Origin of the sequence: Hydrogenophilus thermoluteolus, assembly GCF_003574215.1 — a bacterium.
Taxonomy (GTDB): Bacteria; Pseudomonadota; Gammaproteobacteria; order Burkholderiales; family Rhodocyclaceae; genus Hydrogenophilus; species Hydrogenophilus thermoluteolus.
Genome location: NZ_AP018558.1, coordinates 1,697,501 through 1,713,252 on the forward strand (window position 1 = coordinate 1,697,501; position 15,752 = coordinate 1,713,252).

Genomic DNA, 15,752 nt, shown 5'->3' on the forward strand with positions numbered 1-15,752 from the left:
AAAAGGAAACGCGAATGCTAACCGCGCTCTTGGTGACGGGCGGAATCGCACTGGTGCTCGGTGTCATCTTGGGCTGGGCAAGCGTGCGGTTTCGTGCCGAAGGGGATCCGATCGTCGATCAGATCGACGCCATTTTGCCGCAAACGCAGTGCGGCCAGTGCGGGTACCCGGGCTGCCGTCCCTACGCCGAAGCAATCGCGAAAGGAGAAGCGGACATCAACCGGTGCCCCCCCGGTGGCGATGAAGGGGTGCGCCGCCTGGCGGAACTCTTGGGTCGGGAATACAAACCGCTCGAGCAAGAGGAAGCGGCTGCGAAACCTAAATCCGTCGCGGTCATCGACGAGACCCGCTGCATCGGGTGCACGTTGTGCATCCAAGCGTGCCCGGTCGATGCGATCGTCGGCGCAGCAAAACAGATGCACACCGTGATCGACACGCAGTGCACCGGGTGCGAATTGTGCGTTGCGCCGTGCCCCGTCGACTGCATCACGATGGAGCCGATCCCCGAATCGCTGGAAACCTGGAAGTGGCCCAAGCCGACGTGGTCATCGGAAAGAAAAACGACGGAGACGGTATGAGGTGGTTTTCCTGGCTGACCTCGTCAGCGGCGAACACTTTGGTCGACCCGGTTTCGGGGCGGAAACTCTACCCGATCGACGGGGGGATCGCTTTTCCCGATTACCACAAGCAGGAGACCGCTGACATTCCGATCCGCAACGTCGCGATGCCATCGCATTACATCGTTCCGCTTCGGGTCAATCCTCGCTTCACTGCACGACCGATCGTCGATATCGGTGCCCGGGTACGGAAAGGGGAAAAAATCGGAGAACCCGAAGGGAAATTTGGCGTCGCAGTGCACGCGCCGACCTCAGGTGTGATTCGCGATCTGGGGCATTACCCGATGACCCATGTCTCAGGGTTGCCCGCGCTGGCGTACTTCATCGAGCCCGACGGCAAAGATGAGGCGATCGAACCCACACCGTATCGGGGCGCTTGCGACGACACGGATCGCATTCGCGACTTCCTCCAACAGATGGGGCTAGCAGGATTGGGCGGCGCAGCGTTCCCTTCACACGCCAAAGTGGCGTCGAGCCCGGTAAAAACCCTCATCATCAACGGAGCCGAATGTGAGCCCTGGATCACGTGTGACGACCGGCTGATGCGCGAGCATGCAGCCGAAATCGTCGCAGGCGCGTGCGACCTGGCCGCTGCCGTTCACGCCCAAGAGGTTTTGATCGGTATCGAAGACAACAAGCCCCAAGCCATTGCGGCGATGCAAGCCGCCGCGGCCAACCATGGCACGGTCACCGTGGTGGCGATCCCGACCATCTACCCAGCCGGCGGGGAAAAACAGCTGATCGAACGCCTGACGGGTATCGAAGTGCCGTACGGTCATCTCTCAGCCGAATTTGGCGTGTTGGTGTTCAATGTGGGCACTGCGCGCGCCGTCCATCGTGCGCTCACCGACGGCGAACCGTTGATCGAGCGCGTCGTCACGCTGACGGGTGCCGCGGACGATCCGGGTAACCGCTGGGTCCGAATCGGTCATCCCATTGCGGAGCTCATCCTTGAGATGGCACCCAAACCAGAGGTCGATCGCTACCTTTTGGGCGGGCCGATGACCGGCTTTGCGATTCCTGACCTCGATGCACCGATCCTCAAAGGGAGCAACTGCATCATTGCCGCTTCGCCGGACCTTTTCCCGCCACCGCCGCCGGAGCAGCCGTGTATTCGGTGCGGTGCCTGCGCGCCGGTGTGCCCTGCCCGTCTCGAGCCCATGGCGCTCTATTGGTTCGCCCGGGCGCAACAATTCGGCAAAGCGCAGGAGTTTCACCTGTTCGATTGCATCGAATGCGGCTGCTGCGCCTATGTCTGCCCCGCGCACATCCCGCTCGTCGATTACTACCGTTACGCCAAAAGCGAGATTTGGGAGCGCGAACGGGAAAAAAGTAAAGCACAACAATCGAAGGCCCGGTTCGAGTTCCGCAATTACCGCTTGGAACGGGAAAAAGCGGAAAAAGCGGCGCGCGCCGCCGCCAAAGCCGCCGAAACGAAGCGACGACTCGAAGCCCAAGCGAAGCAGTCATCGACAGAAGCATCGCCTGGCGACACGGACAGTAAGCAGGAAAGCGCACCTTCGCCCCAAGCGCTCGGCACGAACGATCCGGACGCACGGAAAAAGGCGCTCGTTGAAGCGGCGCTGGCGCGCGCCCGTGCGAAACGGGCTGCAGAGGCGACAGAACCTTCCGGAGAGAATCGGGAATGATCACGGCTCCTTATTGGCGCGCACCGGTCAGCGTCACCCGTGTGATGGGATGGGTTTTGCTTGCGCTCATTCCAGCGATCGTGCTGCACGTGATTTTCTTCGGCCCGGTCCTGTTGGCGCAATTGCTCCTGGCCAGCGTCGCCGCCGTTGTCGTCGAAGCGCTGCTGCTGTGGGTGCGGCGACGACCGATCGTTTCCGCGGTCACCGACCTTTCGGCGGTGGTCACCGCTTGGTTGCTGGTCCTGGCTCTGCCTACAACCGTTCCTTGGTGGTTGACGCTGTTGGGGGTCGTGATTGCAATCGGTGTCGCGAAACAGCTGTATGGCGGTATTGGACAAAACCCGTTCAACCCGGCGATGGTCGCTTTTGCGGCGCTGATCGTTTCGTTTCCAGCAGAGCTCTCGCGCTGGCCGTTACCAACGACACCCGTTGCGTGGCAATGGGCCAGCTTCCTTGGAACCCCCAACGTCGATGCACTGGCGAGCGCGACCGTGTTGGACACGCTCCGGACCGCGGTCCATAGTGGCCAGGCGGTTAGTGAGCTCCTGGGGCGTTCGCCCGTTTTCGGCACCCTCTCGGGTGCCGGGTACGAGTGGATCGCAGTGGCGTTCCTGGCGGGTGGCCTCCTCTTATGGCTTCGGGGGATCATCCCGGGACGCCTTCCTTTTGCGTTTCTTCTGACCTTGGGGGTTCTGTCCACCCTCGCCTGGCTGGTCGCCCCAGAACGGTTCGCGCCCCCGTGGGTCCATCTCTTCGCGTACAGCACGATGCTGGCCGCATTCTTCATCATCACCGACCCGGTGAGCGGGGTGGTCACGCCACGCGGGCAATGGGTGTTCGCTGCGGGCGCTGCGCTGCTCGTTTTCTTGATCCGCCATTTCGGACAATTTCCGGACGGGGTCGCGTTTGCGGTTCTGCTGATGAATCTGGCGGCCCCATGGATCGAGATGAAGACCCAACCGCGCGTCTTTGGGGAGGACCACCCATGACGTCGGCTACCCAACCCACCGTTTGGCAAGCGGTGCTCCGCTCGTCGTTGCTCTTGACCCTGTTTGCCGCGGCGTTTACACTGCTGATGAGTGGCGCCTACCAACTGACCCGCGCGCCGATTGCAGCAGCGATTCAAGCAGAAGAGCTGCGACTGGTTCGGGCACTCGTCCCACCGTCTCCTCCTGCGCGCACCATCCGCGAGATAACGTTACCTGAAGCGATCACGAAGGCGCTCGATCTCAACCCGCCGGCCAAAGGGTACGTGGTCTTTCGTGAGGCCGAACCCGAGCTGGTGATCGTGCCGGCAAGAAGCCGCCAAGGGTACGGGGGCGACGTTGTGGTCATCGTCGCGGTCAATAAAAGCGGGGAACTCATGGGCGCCCGCGTCACCCAACACCATGAAACCCCTGGGCTTGGCGACTATATCGACCCGGAACGCGATCGCAACAAGGCGCGCCCGTGGATCACGCAATTCGCTGGCATACCGATCGCTGCGCACCCAGGTCCCTGGCGGGTCAAAAAAGATGGCGGATTCGTCGATGCGCACGCCGGTGCGACGATCAGCGCCCGCGCCGCAACGATGGCAATCGAGCGCGGCGCGCGGGTGGCGAGCAGCGCCTTCGCACAATTGGTCGCGTTAGCCAATCGCGAACGCGGAAACGACGAGAAAGGGAACCAACCATGAACGGCCATGGAACGATCGCCAACGAATTGGGCGTAAATGGGCTCTGGAAACAGAATCCGGCGTTGATCCAAATGCTGGGGCTGTGTCCGACGCTCGCGGTCAGTACCAGTTTCGTGAACGCGGTCAGTTTGGGGTTGGCTACGGTTGTCGTGATGATGATCGCCAGTACCGCGGTTGCGGTATTGCGTCATGTGATCCCGCGTGAGATCCGAATTCCCGTTTTCATTCTCATCATCGCGGGGTTGGTGACCGTGGTCGATCTCCTGATGAACGCCTATTTGCACTCCCTCTATCTGGTTTTGGGCATTTTTGTGCCATTGATCGTCACCAACTGCATCGTGTTGGCACGCGTCGAGGCGTTCGCCGCGAAAAATCGCCCAGATTACGCAGGGTTGGACGCATTGATGATGGGGTTGGGGCTCGTCTGGGTGTTGGCGCTGATCGGTGCGATTCGTGAGATCATTGGACAAGGGACGCTCTTTGCCGGAATCGAATGGATCGTGCCGTCTTGGTCCGCGATTACGCTGTTCGGCGATGCGTCCCAGGGGTTCCTGTTGGCGATGTTGCCTCCGGGCGCATTCATCGTGCTGGGCTTTTTGGTTGCTGCGCACAACGCGCTCACCGCGTGGCAAAAAGCGCGAACGAAAAAACGCACTTTGGCGGCATCCGCGCCCGCTGCACCAACGCCCATCGGGGGTGAGGCGTGACTGCTGCGCTGATGAGCGACGCCGCGGTAGCGGAGGCTTTTGCGCGCTGGCAAGCCAACAACCCGGAGCCGACCACCGAGCTGCACTACGGCAACCCCTTCCAGCTTTTGGCTGCAGTGGTGCTCTCTGCGCAAGCAACGGACAAAAGCGTCAATGCCGCTACCCAAACCCTCTTTGCGGTCGCACCCGACGCCTGTTCGATGGCGCAGCTCTCCGAAGCGGAAATTGCCGCACACATCCGGAAGATTGGCCTTTACCAAAGCAAAGCGCGCAATTTGAAGCGCCTTGCCGAGCGGCTCTGTGCCGAGCACGGTGGCGCGGTTCCCAACGACCGCGCGTACCTGGAAAGCCTACCGGGTGTCGGGCGTAAGACCGCGAACGTTGTGCTCAATACGCTCTTCGGAGCAGAAACGATCGCGGTTGACACCCACATCTTTCGTGTCAGCAACCGGATGGGGCTGGCACCCGGCAAAACCGTTCGCGAAGTGGAAGATCGGCTCATGGCGCGCGTCCCAAAACCGTATCGCCGCCATGCGCATCATTGGTTGATCCTGCACGGGCGCTACACCTGCACGGCGCGGCGCCCCCAGTGCAACCGGTGCTTGGTTGCCGATTTGTGCGGCTACCCCGAAAAGTCGGTCCCGCCGCAACCGCTTACCACAGAGGAGACGTGATGCTCTTTCAACCATCCCGCGACGATGTCCGCCGTTTTCTGGCCGAAAGCTATCGCCGGTGGCGAGCCGGATTACCGCTCGAACCGATGCAGGCGGTTGCCACCGAGGTGATCGCACTCCACCCGGAATACTTTGCGCTCTTTGACGATGAAACGCAGCTTTTTCGCGATTACACACCGGAAGATGGCGGCGTCAATCCCTTTTTGCATTTGACGCTACATTTGGCCGTAGCCGAACAGTTGGCGATCGACCAACCGCCTGGCATCAAAGCGCTCTACGCCGCGCGGGTACAAAAGCGCGGCGATCCGCACGAAGCGTTGCACGATCTGGTCGAAGCGCTGGGCATGACGCTCTTCGAAGCGCAACGCGCTGGCCGCATGCCGGACAACGACAGCTATCTGGAACGGATCCGCCGCTTGCCGTGAGGCGAAGCGCGCCCATGCTGCGTGGTGCGTCGACCGATCAGCGGGGCACGCGGTAGTTGTCCTGCGTCATCAGGTCGACGCCACACGGGAACGATTCCACCCAGTCGATGAACCGCTGGACCATCGCCTTGCCCTCGAACCGTTGCCCGTGCTGTGGCACGATCATTTCGATCTCGAGTGAACGCGCCATGTTCGCCCAATAGCGCAGGATCTTTTGCGACACCATATAGCGCCGGTGAAACGCGCTCATCTTGGGAATATGTGCGTCGAAATCGGCCACCGGTTTCGCCGCTTCGTTATGGTCGACGATCGAAACGCCCAAATCGCCGGAAAAGAGGATTTTCGCGACCGGATCGTAAAACTGGAAGTTCCCTTCCGCGTGCATGAAGTGCGCCGGCAGCGCGATGACTTCGCTGTTGCCGAGCGGGATTCGCATTCCCTCGTCGGGGATTCCCAGAATACGGTCGGAGTAATCTTTCCCTGTGGTGAAATGGGGAACGAACCGCGTCCACAGGTTCGAAATGTACACCTTAGCGTGCGAGGTGATCAGCCATTTATTGACGGACGCGATGATGTCCGGGTCGGCGTGGGACGCGAAGATATAGTCGATATCTTGCGGCCGGCAATATTTGGACATTCCCATCAACAGACCCGTATGGGTCATATTGCCGCCGGGGTCGAAGAGCGCTGCATGGTGCGCGTCGATCACCAGGAATTGGTTGCATTGCACCGCGTGGTTGCGTTCTTCATCGACCAAGTCGTAGAACCCGAGCACGACGTGCTCACCATTGTTGAAGAGCTCGATTGCCATCAGCAATTCCTTGCCTTGCTGCGAGTGTTCTGCGCCATTTTCCCACAAAAGGCACGAAAGGAAATAGTGCTGTAAAAAAGGTGTGTTTTTCCCCCTTTTTCTCCCCACCATCTGGCGGAGGCACGCGCGACAATGGCAACGCAGAAGGAGCGACACGATGAACTGGGATCCACAGTGGGCGCCGCTTGTGCGGCTGATCGGCGTGTTGGTTTTGTTGGTGGTGGTGGCGTGGGGAGTCAGCCAATGGCTGAAGCGTCGCCCCGGCGGCGCGAGCGGTAACCGGCAATTGCGCGTCGTCACCGCCGTTGCCGTGGGCACCCGAGAACGGGTGGTTCTACTCGAAGTAGAAGGCGAACGGGTGCTCGTGGGCGTGACACCACAACAGATCACCCCACTGTGGCACAAGGGTTTTGCCCAGACGATCGCGAACGTTCAGCACGGGCGCTCTGCACCCTCTGCGGACGCCACATCAAAAGAATCCATCCCCCAACCGCAAGACGAGGGCCGCGATGACACCCATCGCCAACCGGAATAACCGCCCCACGGTACCGATGCGGCATTCATTCGGGCACGAGCAAACCGTGACGAAGCGCCGTCGACACGTTTCGTGGTTTGCCGTGTTCTTCATGGCTTGCGCGCTCTTCCTGATCAGTCACCCGGTACTCGCGCAACAGGGCATTCCGCTCGCGACCGTGACGCCGCAACCCAATGGCGCGTCGAGCTATTCGCTCAACGTGCAGACGCTGCTGCTCCTTACCGCACTCACGTTCTTTCCCGCGGCGTTGCTGATGATGACGAGTTTCACCCGCATCATCATCGTGCTGTCGCTGCTGCGCATGGCGTTGGGAACCCAAACCTCGCCCCCCAACCAGGTGCTGATCGGCATCGCGCTCTTTCTCACCTTCTTCATCATGGCGCCCGTTTTCGACCGCATCTACCAAGAAGCGTGGGTACCCTACCAGAACGATACGCTGCCGTTCGAGGCGGCCGCAGAAAAAGCCGCGGAGCCGCTCAAAGCGTTCATGCTGGCGCAAGTTCGTGAAAACGATCTGCGGCTTTTCGCCGATTTGGCACAAACCCCAGCGGTCGAAAAACCTGAGTCACTGCCGCTGCGCGTGATCGTGCCCGCGTTTCTTACCTCTGAATTGAAAACCGCGTTTCAGATCGGCTTCGTGATCTTTTTGCCGTTTCTCATCATCGACATGATCGTCGCGTCGGTGTTGATGTCGATGGGGATGATGATGGTCTCACCCATCCTGGTCGCGCTGCCGTTCAAACTCCTGGTCTTCGTGCTGGTCGACGGCTGGACGCTGTTGGTTGGTTCGCTCGTTCGCAGTTTTGGTCTTTAGGAGAAAAGCGATGCATGCTGCGCTGTTCGATTTGGCCAGGGACGCCGTGATCACGACGCTGCTCCTTGCAGCACCGCCGTTTCTGGCGGCGCTGCTCACGGGGTTGCTGGTGAGTATCTTCCAAGCCGCGACGCAGATCAACGAAATGACGCTTACTTTCATTCCGAAATTCGTTGCGGTGGTCGCCACCTTGGTCTTCATGGGTCCCTGGATGGGACAGACGATCACCGATTTCATGACGCGTCTGATGACCGATCTGCCACTACTCCTTTCCTGATCCACCTGTTGCGGCTACTTGCCTATCGGGCTGGTCGCAGCGCCTCCAGGGAAAAGGCCCCCGATGCTCACCCTCTCTGAAACGCAATGGAGCACGTGGCTCGCCCTTTACGGGCTACCCTTGTTTCGCGTGCTGGCACTCCTCACCGCCGCCCCGGTCTTTTCGAACCGTGCGGTTCCCACCCGCGTTCGCCTGGCGCTGGGGCTTGCGGTAACCTTGGTGCTTGCGCCCACGCTCGCGCCGCTTCTCAAGCCGCTACCGCTCGGCTCCTGGCTGATTCTGCCCGCGATCGTCAGCGAAATCCTCATCGGTGTCGCGATCGGTTTTTTCCTGCGCCTCATCTTCGCAGCGATCGATCTCGCTGCAGCGTTCGTCGGGTTCCAAATGGGGCTGTCGTTCGCCGTTTTCTTCAGCCCGACGAGCGGCGCACAGACCCCAGTCCTGAACGAGTTCATCGGGGTTTTCGCCACCCTTCTCTTTTTGGCGCTCGACGGTCATTTGATGCTGATTCTGGCGCTGGCGCGCAGCTTCGAATGGTTGCCACCGCTTGGCGGTCCTTGGGCATGGGAAGCCGGATGGGCGGTTGCGGTGCAAGTGCCTGCGATCCTCTTCACCACCGCGTTCATGATCGCGCTCCCCGTGACCGCAGCCCTGTTGCTCACCAATATCGCGCTGGGTTTTCTCACCCGCACCGCGCCGCAACTCAACATCTTCGCGATCGGGTTTCCGATCACGATCACGATCGGTTTCTTGGCGCTCTGGGCCGTCTTTCCGGCGCTTGGAGAAGCGATGCAACAACTGTTCGTCGATGGGTTGTCGTGGGCTGAGCGCTTTCTCCACGCCCTGGGCGCGCTGCCCACCTAGCGATCGGGTACCATTACCCCCGTGACGACGACCGCATCCCCCCTCCCCCTACCGGCGATCCTCGGTCCGACCGCGTGCGGCAAAACCGCGCTGGCGCTGGCGCTGGCCGAACGCTTTCCCGTCGAAGTGATCAGCGTCGACTCGGCGCTGGTCTATCGCGGCATGACGATTGGAACCGCGAAGCCGGATGCGTCCGAACGGGCCCGGTGTCCGCACCACCTGATCGATCTCGTCGAACCCGAAACAACCTACACAGCCGGGCGTTTCGTCGCCGACGCCGAGCGGGTAGCGGCAGAGATTGCTGCACGCGGCCGGATCCCGCTGTTGGTTGGCGGTACGATGCTCTACGCCAAGGCGTTGCACGAAGGCTTGGCGGCTTTGCCTGCCGCGGACGCCACGCTACGCGCCGAAATCGACGCACGCGCCGCACGCGAAGGGTGGCCGAAACTCCATGCTTGGCTTGCGGAACACGATCCGGAAACGGCGGCACGGCTTTCGCCGAACGACCGGCAACGCATCCAACGCGCCCTCGAAGTGGTGTTGACCACGGGCAAACCCATGGCAGCGGTGCTGGCCGAGCACCAAGCACAAGCGCCGCGCGATCGACTGACCCTTTTGGCGTTGATTCCCGGGTCACGGACTTGGCTGCACGACCGGATCGCGGCACGATTTCACCAAATGCTGGCCGCCGGGTTCGTCGCGGAAGTGGCGGCACTCCGGCAGCGCCCAGCCTTGACTGCGGAACATCCGTCGATGCGCGCAGTGGGCTACCGCCAGGTTTGGGCCTATCTGGACGGGCAACTGAGCGAAACGGAAATGATCGCGGCAGGCATTGCGGCGACACGCCAACTGGCGAAACGGCAACTGACCTGGTTGCGGCAATTCACGAACCGCTGGCCACGCGTCACGGTGCTCGATCCGTGTGACCCTCAGCTGATTGCCAAAGCCAGCGCCTGGCTTTGCCGGACTGCGATCGCTGCGACCACCAAAGCGTAGCCGATCATCGCATAACGCCAGTTGCCCCGGGCGAGCTGGACTGCAGAGAGGCCGAAGCGCGCTTCCAGTAACAGATGGACCCCCGAAAGGGGGTTCACCGCCAACCCCAGTGCCCACGTACCCAAGAACATGAGCGCAAGCACGACAGGGTCTGGCGCCAGCGGCGCGAACCACGAACTGACGATGGTGATGGTGATCACCGCATGAACGCCAATGGAGGCAAGCGCGATCATCCCGGCCAAAGTCAAGGCGGCCACGACCCAATCGAAACGGGCAACGGGTAACCAGTGGCCGATCACCGGCAGCCACGACTCGATGCCCACGGCGAACACCCCTGCGGCAAGGAAAAGCAGCAACTCCCCGCGCATCAAGGGCAACCGCTCGACGATATGGTGGTAGAGCGTATGTTGCCACTCCGCTGCCGAGGCGCGAACCAGCAACACGACGAACGGCAACCCCATTGCGGCAAGATTGATCACCGAAAGCATCGCCCAATCCGGACGCCATTCATGCCCCACGACGACCAGCGTTGCCATCGCGAACGGCAAAAACAACTGCCGTGGCGTCAACGGATAGTCGGGCAACGATGCCAATGCTTCGGCGGGATAACGGCGGACGATCTCGGCAATCGAAAACGCAATCAACACGACAGCCAGCGGCGCGCCATACTGCGCGATCGCAGCAAGCGACGCACCGGGTGCGTAGGTGATCGCCACCGCCATCGCGGCAAAGAACGGAGACCACAACGCCGCGGCGAGGAACCCGCGCGCCAGCGCCCGCGCCATCGGCTCAGGGAGCGGCGCGTGCGATCGCTTGACCAATTGTTCGACCGTGATCACGACCATCGAAAGATTGATCACGGCACCGATGAGGTGCACCGCGCTCACCACTTGCAGCAGCCGCCGCCACGGCGGTGCTGGACGCGTTTCCGCACGCACCGCAGGCGGCGCTGGCGCGACCAACTGCAAAAAGGTGACGCTGGCGAGCATCGCGATCAGGAGTGTATTTTGAGTGAGCATTTTCGCCCACGCCACGGAATGCCCCGTCGCCGCTGCCGAGAGCGCAAGCAGCAGACCGATTCCCAAGAGCGCGCCGACGGTGCGCTTTTGCCGCGCGTCGAGCTGCGGAAAGAGCCACGGCGTCAATAGCCAGGCAAGCGCGCCCGCCCACGGCAAGGTGGGCGCACCCATCCCCCCTGTGGTGGCGAGCAGCGCCACCGCAAAAATCCCCCAACCGCGCATCGGCGATCAGACGTACCGCACGTGCGGCGCCCCTTCGTGCGCGACGATCGCGCCAATCCGGTAGACCCTTTCCCCCATCGCCGCAAGGGTTGCCGCAACCGCATCCGCGGCACCGGGGTCGACCACCACCGTCATACCGATGCCGCAGTTGAAAACACGCAGCATCTCATCGTCCGCGACCTCCCCGTGCGCTTGCAGCCATTGGAAGAGTTCCGGGCGTGGCCACCCGTTGCGCTCGATTTCAGCCGCCGTGCCTTGCGGCAGCACGCGCGGCAGGTTTTCGGTCAATCCGCCGCCCGTGATGTGCGCCAGCGCCTTGATCGCGTCGCGGTGCGCCGCGCGTGCGGCGAGGATACTCTTCACGTAGAGCCGCGTTGGCGCCATCACTGCGTCGCGCAGTGGCTGCCCGTCGAGCACCACGTTGGCATCCGCCTCTGGGTCCTCCCCCAGCCCCGAACGGGCCAAAATCTTGCGAATGAGCGAATAGCCATTGGAATGGGCACCGCTACTGCCCAACCCAAGCACCACGTCCCCTGGTGCCACGTTCTTGCCATCGAGCAACTGCGCGCGCTCGACCACCCCCACCGCGAAACCGGCCAGGTCGTATTCGCCATCGGGGTACATATCGGGCATCTCTGCCGTCTCCCCGCCGATCAGCGCGCACCCACACGCTTCGCACGCCTGAGCGATACCGGCGACCACCCGTTCGGCAACCCCGACGTCGAGCCGACCACACGCGAAGTAGTCGAGGAAAAAGAGCGGCTCTGCCCCTTGCACCAGGATGTCATTGACGCTCATCGCCACCAGGTCTTGGCCGACGGTGTCGTGACGATCCCACGCGAACGCCAATTTCAGCTTGGTACCAACACCGTCGGTCCCCGAAACCAGCACGGGATCGCGATAGCGCTGCCCCAAAGCGAAGAGCGCCCCAAAGCCGCCGATACCGGCAAGCACTTCTGGCCGCATCGTCCGCGCGGCCCAAGGTTTGATGCGGTCAACGAGCGCGTCCCCAGCGTCGATATCGACACCGGCATCCCGATAAGTCAATCCCGCCACGTTCGGCTCCCTTGCAGAAATGGTTGGTCACGGCGATAATTCGCACTTTCCGAATTGTACGACGAACGGTTACCGAGACGCGAGACACCCGGCCGGTGCAACTGCTACTGGATCTTTTCGACCCTCTGCCCCAACGCTTCGACAATTTCGAACCGCTGGGCAACGAAGCGCTCGTTGCGACGCTCGAACGGTTTGCCGTAAACGAACCGATGCCGGGGGTGACCACCCCTCATCTCGCGATTTGGGGGCCAGCGGGAAGCGGCAAAAGCCACCTGTTGCACGCCGTCGCGGAAACGGTGCGCCGTAACGGCAACGTCGCCTGCTACTGCCCGTTGCGCGAACCGTTTCTCGAACCGCCACCGCAATTGTCGGGTGCCGTGGTCCTCTTCGACGATCTCGACGTGGCGGACGCCGCGGCACAAGAGGCGCTCTTTCATGCGTTCAACCGCGCCGAACGCCTCAAGCAGCGGTGGTTGGTCGCGGCGAACGCCCCGCCGCATCAATTGCCTTTGCGGGAAGATCTGCGCACCCGGTTGGCGCTGCTTCCCCTCCTGCCGGTAACGCCGCTCGACGACACAGGGCGGGCGCGCCTCATCGCGAGACGTGCCGCAGAATGGGGGGTAGCGATTTCCGACGATGCCGTGCGCTTTTTGCTCACCCATGCGTCGCGGGCCATTCCCGAGCTCTTGCTGGTACTCGAAGCCGCCAGCGAAGAGAGCCTGCGCCGGGGCAAACCGATCACCGCACCGCTCGTCAAAGCGGTGTGGCAACTGATTTCACAGGAACCCTGAACGATGGATTTGACCCTGTTCGATCTGGACAATACGCTACTTGCCGGTGACTCCGACTTCAACTGGGCGCAATTCCTCATCGGCAAAGGCTTGATCGACCGCGAGCTGCACGAAGCGAAAAACCAGCAGTTCTACGACGACTATCTGGCCGGTACGCTCGACATCGACGCCTTCTTGGCGTTTCAACTCGCCCCCCTGGCGCGCCACGATCGGGAAACGTTGGAAGCGCTGCGCGCCGAATACCTGGAGACGGTCGTCCGCCCGATGATGTTGCCGCGCGCGCAAGCCGAAGTCGCAGCGGCCCGTGCGCGCGGTGACCTCGTTGCGGTCGTCACCGCGACCAACGCCTTCGTCACCGGCCCGATCGCCCGCGCGTTCGGTATCGAACACCTGATCGCGACGATCCCCGAGGTGGAACACGGCCGTTTCACCGGCCGCTGCCGCGGCACACCGGCGTTTCAAGCGGGCAAGATCGCGCGCGTCGAGGCGTGGCTGGAGTCGCTGGGTTATTGGTGGAATTCGTTTACGACGATCCGCTTCTACAGCGATTCGCACAACGACCTGCCGCTCCTTACCCGCGTCGATGAGCCGATCGCGGTCGATCCCGATCCGACGTTGCGCGAAGCCGCGCAGCGTAACGGCTGGCGTATCGTCTCGTTCCGGGAGCCGATGGAAGATGATTCGTAAAATTTTGCGCACACTCACCGCCAAAATCGCTCCGCGCCCGAAACCTGCGGTATTGAACGCGGCGCACTACGGCATCGCCCCGGAGCGGATCTCCCCTGCGGCACGGCGGGTGTGTGAAACGCTGCAACGCAACGGCCATCAGGGATTGATCGTCGGCGGCGCGGTGCGCGACCTGATTTTGGGGCGCAAACCCAAAGATTTCGACGTCGCGACCGACGCGCCCCCGGAGCGGGTGCGCGCCCTTTTCCGCCGTTCCCGGATCATCGGCCGCCGCTTTCGCATCGTCCATGTCTATGCGGGACGGGAAACGGTCGAAGTGACCACGTTTCGCGCCCACGTCGACCCCAACGCGCTGGCCACGGACGAACATGGCCGTATTCTCGAAGACAACGTCTTTGGCACCATCGAAGAGGACGCGCTGCGCCGCGACTTCACCGCGAATGCGCTCTACTACGACCCGATTCAAGGCGTGATCCACGACTTCCACCACGGCGTGGGTGACCTGCAAGCGGGTGTGCTGCGGATGATCGGCGACCCCGAAAAGCGCTACCGCGAAGACCCCGTGCGGATGCTTCGTGCCGTGCGCCTGGCCACGAAGCTCGGCTTGACGATCGATGCGGCCGCACGGGCGCCACTGCGCCGCCTTGCGCCGCTTCTTGCGAACGTTCCCCAAGCACGGTTGGTCGATGAACTCATCAAAGTCCTTACTTCCGGTCGCGCGCTGCACTGCCTGGCGCGTCTGCAGGAAGAGGGATTGGCCGAACACGCTCTCGCGCCGGTAGAGCGGTTGCTTGCCGTGCCCCACTACCGTACGTTTCTCGAGATCGCGCTTGACGCAACCGACCGGCGAATTCACGAGGGAAAACCGGTTTCCCCCGCGTTCACGCTTGGCGCGATGCTCTGGCCGGTGGTGCGTGAAGCGTGGGTTGCCGGGGAACAGGCCGGACTGCCCCGCGTGCCGGCACTGCAAGCGGCATGCGACGAAGTCCTTTCCGGAGATTTCGCGGCGCTCGCGCTGACGCGCGCGATGGCTGCCGACATGCGGGAACTTTGGTTGCTGCAACCCCGGTTCGAGAAACGGACGGGGAAATACCCGTATCGGCTGCTTACACAACCGCGTTACCGAGCGGCATGGGACTTCCTGATGTTGCGGGTCTGCGCCGGCGAAGTGCCCGAAGCGCTGGGCATGTGGTGGGAACGCTTCGCCCACGCCAGCGAAGCCGAACGCGCCGAACTGATCCGCGCCGCGCAACAGGGAAACGCCCCTGGCAAGAAAAAACGCCGGCGCCGCAAGAAAGCGAAACCGCGCTCCGCGGACGCTGCCGTCGCACAAACGGATGCGGCGCCACCCGTTGCGACACCGAGCAAGGAGGCGTGATGACCCAAAACCCTTTCGTCACGGCCTATGTCGGCCTTGGCGCGAACTTGGGAGACGCCCCTGGGCAACTGGCTGCCGCGGCACAGTGCCTCACGCTGCTGCCCCAAACCGAAGTGATCGCGCTCTCGCACCTCTACCGCAGCGGCGCGATCGAGGTCGATGCCCCGCAACCCGACTACTACAACGCGGTTGCGGCGCTGCGTACCCAGCTCGATGCCGAGGCGCTGCTTGCTGCGTTACTCGCGCTCGAAGCGCGTTTCGGCCGCATCCGCACGGGCTACCATTCGCCGCGGACGCTGGATCTCGATCTACTCCTCTACGGCAACGAACGCTATTGCTTGCCGCACCTGACCGTACCCCATCCGCGGCTTCACCAGCGCGCGTTCGTGCTGTTACCACTCTTGGAGCTGGCCCCGGACCTGACCGCACCGGGCCTGGGGCGGTTACTCGACTACCTACCGGCCGTAGCGGCGCAGCCGATTACTCGGATCGCGCCGCTTGCCGCACCCGAATCGACACGTTTGCAACCGATAGAGGCTTTGGCACAATGACACC

The 15,752-nt window shown here is 62.4% G+C and carries 19 protein-coding genes; 16 read left to right on the top strand and 3 right to left on the bottom strand.

Translation table 11 applies throughout. The features are described from left to right. The first annotated feature begins 14 nt into the window (after positions 1–14). Genes rsxB through HPTL_RS08275 form a run of 7 tightly spaced genes read left to right on the top strand, consistent with a single transcriptional unit; the run spans position 15 to position 5,747 of the window. The gene (rsxB, locus tag HPTL_RS08245) at positions 15–578 is read left to right on the top strand and encodes an electron transport complex subunit RsxB (protein ID WP_119335557.1); all 564 of its coding nucleotides are present in this window, start codon (positions 15–17) and stop codon (positions 576–578) included. Continuing rightward, positions 575–2,266, top strand: coding sequence for an electron transport complex subunit RsxC (rsxC, locus tag HPTL_RS08250; RefSeq protein WP_119335558.1), 1,692 nt, complete (start codon positions 575–577; stop codon positions 2,264–2,266). Before rsxB ends, rsxC begins: the two co-directional genes overlap by 4 nt. Continuing rightward, a complete protein-coding gene (locus HPTL_RS08255; protein WP_119335559.1) occupies positions 2,263–3,255 on the top strand; it encodes an RnfABCDGE type electron transport complex subunit D in 993 nt (330 codons plus the stop codon). Before rsxC ends, HPTL_RS08255 begins: the two co-directional genes overlap by 4 nt. Next, entirely contained in the window at positions 3,252–3,941 is a 690-nt protein-coding gene (locus HPTL_RS08260) for an RnfABCDGE type electron transport complex subunit G (RefSeq protein ID WP_170141316.1), read from the top strand. The genes HPTL_RS08255 and HPTL_RS08260 overlap by 4 nt, the downstream gene beginning before the upstream one ends. Further along, on the top strand, positions 3,938–4,648 hold the full coding sequence (gene rsxE / locus HPTL_RS08265) for an electron transport complex subunit RsxE (protein ID WP_119335561.1): 711 nt from the start codon (positions 3,938–3,940) through the stop codon (positions 4,646–4,648). Before HPTL_RS08260 ends, rsxE begins: the two co-directional genes overlap by 4 nt. A gap of 11 nt (positions 4,649–4,659) precedes the next feature. Continuing rightward, on the top strand, positions 4,660–5,322 hold the full coding sequence (gene nth / locus HPTL_RS08270; RefSeq protein WP_119336139.1) for an endonuclease III: 663 nt from the start codon (positions 4,660–4,662) through the stop codon (positions 5,320–5,322). Beyond that, positions 5,322–5,747 (top strand): DUF1841 family protein, encoded by a 426-nt coding sequence (locus tag HPTL_RS08275; RefSeq protein WP_119335562.1) that lies wholly within the window; start codon positions 5,322–5,324, stop codon positions 5,745–5,747. Before nth ends, HPTL_RS08275 begins: the two co-directional genes overlap by 1 nt. A 37-nt stretch (positions 5,748–5,784) precedes the next feature. Here the strand turns inward: HPTL_RS08275 and HPTL_RS08280 are convergent, their stop codons facing one another. After that, a complete protein-coding gene (locus tag HPTL_RS08280; protein ID WP_119335563.1) occupies positions 5,785–6,558 on the bottom strand; it encodes an oxygen-binding di-iron domain-containing protein in 774 nt (257 codons plus the stop codon). A 157-nt stretch (positions 6,559–6,715) separates the two neighbouring features. Between HPTL_RS08280 and fliO the strand changes: the two genes are divergently transcribed. The 5 genes from fliO (at position 6,716) to miaA (ending at position 10,044) form a co-directional block, all read left to right on the top strand. Beyond that, entirely contained in the window at positions 6,716–7,093 is a 378-nt protein-coding gene (gene fliO, locus HPTL_RS08285; RefSeq protein ID WP_119335564.1) for a flagellar biosynthetic protein FliO, read from the top strand. A 91-nt stretch (positions 7,094–7,184) separates the two neighbouring features. Next, complete coding sequence (gene fliP, locus HPTL_RS08290; RefSeq protein ID WP_119336140.1) at positions 7,185–7,907, top strand: flagellar type III secretion system pore protein FliP; 723 nt, start codon at positions 7,185–7,187, stop codon at positions 7,905–7,907. 10 nt (positions 7,908–7,917) lie between these two features. Then, entirely contained in the window at positions 7,918–8,184 is a 267-nt protein-coding gene (gene fliQ / locus HPTL_RS08295) for a flagellar biosynthesis protein FliQ (protein WP_119335565.1), read from the top strand. A 63-nt stretch (positions 8,185–8,247) separates the two neighbouring features. Continuing rightward, complete coding sequence (gene fliR / locus HPTL_RS08300) at positions 8,248–9,048, top strand: flagellar biosynthetic protein FliR (protein WP_119335566.1); 801 nt, start codon at positions 8,248–8,250, stop codon at positions 9,046–9,048. 21 nt (positions 9,049–9,069) lie between these two features. Beyond that, positions 9,070–10,044 carry a tRNA (adenosine(37)-N6)-dimethylallyltransferase MiaA gene (miaA, locus tag HPTL_RS08305; RefSeq protein WP_197713644.1) on the top strand — a complete coding sequence of 325 codons (975 nt, stop codon included), beginning with the start codon at positions 9,070–9,072 and terminating at the stop codon, positions 10,042–10,044. On the opposite strand, the gene HPTL_RS08310 is transcribed toward miaA, so the two are convergent. Together HPTL_RS08310 and purM are read right to left on the bottom strand one after the other, a co-directional pair. Beyond that, positions 9,978–11,285: a hypothetical protein gene (locus tag HPTL_RS08310; RefSeq protein WP_119335568.1), complete on the bottom strand. Its 1,308-nt coding sequence runs from the start codon at positions 11,283–11,285 to the stop codon at positions 9,978–9,980. The two genes, miaA and HPTL_RS08310, sit on opposite strands and share 67 nt — an antisense overlap. A gap of 6 nt (positions 11,286–11,291) precedes the next feature. Then, entirely contained in the window at positions 11,292–12,341 is a 1,050-nt protein-coding gene (gene purM, locus HPTL_RS08315) for a phosphoribosylformylglycinamidine cyclo-ligase (RefSeq protein WP_197713645.1), read from the bottom strand. 95 nt (positions 12,342–12,436) lie between these two features. Here purM and HPTL_RS08320 point away from each other — a divergent pair, with 95 nt between their 5' ends. From HPTL_RS08320 to folK, 4 genes are read left to right on the top strand one after another with little or no spacing between them, the layout of a single operon-like run. Further along, complete coding sequence (locus HPTL_RS08320) at positions 12,437–13,132, top strand: HdaA/DnaA family protein (protein ID WP_119335570.1); 696 nt, start codon at positions 12,437–12,439, stop codon at positions 13,130–13,132. Positions 13,133–13,135: 3 nt separating this feature from the next. Further along, entirely contained in the window at positions 13,136–13,819 is a 684-nt protein-coding gene (locus HPTL_RS08325; protein ID WP_119335571.1) for a histidinol-phosphatase, read from the top strand. Then, positions 13,809–15,197 (top strand): polynucleotide adenylyltransferase PcnB, encoded by a 1,389-nt coding sequence (pcnB, locus tag HPTL_RS08330; protein WP_119335572.1) that lies wholly within the window; start codon positions 13,809–13,811, stop codon positions 15,195–15,197. Before HPTL_RS08325 ends, pcnB begins: the two co-directional genes overlap by 11 nt. Next, positions 15,197–15,748 carry a 2-amino-4-hydroxy-6-hydroxymethyldihydropteridine diphosphokinase gene (folK, locus tag HPTL_RS08335; protein WP_119335573.1) on the top strand — a complete coding sequence of 184 codons (552 nt, stop codon included), beginning with the start codon at positions 15,197–15,199 and terminating at the stop codon, positions 15,746–15,748. Before pcnB ends, folK begins: the two co-directional genes overlap by 1 nt. Positions 15,749–15,752 lie beyond the last annotated feature (4 nt).

Excerpts from the sequence above, each read along its gene's own strand:
- HPTL_RS08325 (WP_119335571.1), top strand. The coding sequence starts at position 13,136 with ATGGATTTGACCCTGTTCGATCTGGACAATACGCTACTTGCCGGTGAC.
- fliR (WP_119335566.1), top strand. The coding sequence starts at position 8,248 with ATGCTCACCCTCTCTGAAACGCAATGGAGCACGTGGCTCGCCCTTTAC.
- rsxC (WP_119335558.1), top strand. The coding sequence starts at position 575 with ATGAGGTGGTTTTCCTGGCTGACCTCGTCAGCGGCGAACACTTTGGTC.
- fliP (WP_119336140.1), top strand. The coding sequence starts at position 7,185 with ATGGCTTGCGCGCTCTTCCTGATCAGTCACCCGGTACTCGCGCAACAG.
- HPTL_RS08255 (WP_119335559.1), top strand. The coding sequence starts at position 2,263 with ATGATCACGGCTCCTTATTGGCGCGCACCGGTCAGCGTCACCCGTGTG.
- HPTL_RS08280 (WP_119335563.1), bottom strand. The coding sequence starts at position 6,558 with ATGGCAATCGAGCTCTTCAACAATGGTGAGCACGTCGTGCTCGGGTTC.
- HPTL_RS08310 (WP_119335568.1), bottom strand. The coding sequence starts at position 11,285 with ATGCGCGGTTGGGGGATTTTTGCGGTGGCGCTGCTCGCCACCACAGGG.
- HPTL_RS08260 (WP_170141316.1), top strand. The coding sequence starts at position 3,252 with ATGACGTCGGCTACCCAACCCACCGTTTGGCAAGCGGTGCTCCGCTCG.
- pcnB (WP_119335572.1), top strand. The coding sequence starts at position 13,809 with ATGATTCGTAAAATTTTGCGCACACTCACCGCCAAAATCGCTCCGCGC.
- fliO (WP_119335564.1), top strand. The coding sequence starts at position 6,716 with ATGAACTGGGATCCACAGTGGGCGCCGCTTGTGCGGCTGATCGGCGTG.
- folK (WP_119335573.1), top strand. The coding sequence starts at position 15,197 with ATGACCCAAAACCCTTTCGTCACGGCCTATGTCGGCCTTGGCGCGAAC.
- fliQ (WP_119335565.1), top strand. The coding sequence starts at position 7,918 with ATGCATGCTGCGCTGTTCGATTTGGCCAGGGACGCCGTGATCACGACG.
- rsxE (WP_119335561.1), top strand. The coding sequence starts at position 3,938 with ATGAACGGCCATGGAACGATCGCCAACGAATTGGGCGTAAATGGGCTC.
- rsxB (WP_119335557.1), top strand. The coding sequence starts at position 15 with ATGCTAACCGCGCTCTTGGTGACGGGCGGAATCGCACTGGTGCTCGGT.
- HPTL_RS08275 (WP_119335562.1), top strand. The coding sequence starts at position 5,322 with ATGCTCTTTCAACCATCCCGCGACGATGTCCGCCGTTTTCTGGCCGAA.
- nth (WP_119336139.1), top strand. The coding sequence starts at position 4,660 with ATGAGCGACGCCGCGGTAGCGGAGGCTTTTGCGCGCTGGCAAGCCAAC.